This is a genomic window from Vibrio mexicanus, assembly GCF_001012815.1.
Lineage (GTDB): Bacteria > Pseudomonadota > Gammaproteobacteria > Enterobacterales > Vibrionaceae > Vibrio > Vibrio mexicanus.
In genome coordinates this window covers 1-711 of sequence record NZ_JYJP01000049.1, presented here as the reverse complement: position 1 = coordinate 711, position 711 = coordinate 1, and the positions used below count along the sequence as shown (strand labels likewise).

1 protein-coding gene is annotated in these 711 nt (G+C 43.3%); it reads left to right on the top strand.

All coding sequences use genetic code 11. The features are described from left to right. Positions 1 to 99: 99 nt before the first annotated feature. Positions 100 to 711 (top strand): helix-turn-helix domain-containing protein (locus UA76_RS07355; RefSeq protein WP_162198942.1); only part of this gene is annotated, 612 nt, incomplete at its 3' end.

Genomic DNA, 711 nt, shown 5'->3' with positions numbered 1-711 from the left:
AAAAAGGTTCTTCGCGGATTAGCGGGAACTGAAAACAAAAACGGTAGTTAATGGTATGGTTACATCGCCAAACACAACCTTCCAAAAACTACCGTTTTCATGTCGAATAATACTTTCCTATCTTCCTTCTGGGAAGGCTTTCAGATTATAAAGTCCCACAAAACTGATTCTTTAATCACAATCACTTTAAAGCCTAAATCGACCGCAGTGTGTCAATGTGGTCGCTCATCTAACTCTGTCCATGACTATCATTGGCGAATTCTAAAAGAAGCTATGATGTTCGACACTCCAGTTGAGCTAGTGGTACAAACTCGACGAATCAACTGCTCTTCTTGTGGAGTCAAAACAGAAGCAATATCTTGGGTTGCTCCATATTCACGAATCACAAATCGCTTAAAAGGTTATATCGAGAAACTGCTCCCGCTGTTACCCATCAAGCATATCTCCGAGCTGACCGGAGTGCATTGGCATACGATTAAAGACATTGATAAACAACGTCTTAAACGAGTTGTGCCAACGGTGCCGTGGAGTAATTTACGCCAGCTTGTTATGGACGAGTTCGCTATTTTTAAAGGTCATCGGTACGCTACCGTCATCGCTGACGCAGAAAGTCATCAAGTACTCTGGATTGGTATCGGCCGAAGCCGAAAGGACATTCGTCCATTCTTTGAAGAGCTCGGCGATAATGCAGCCAACATTGAAGTTGTCGCG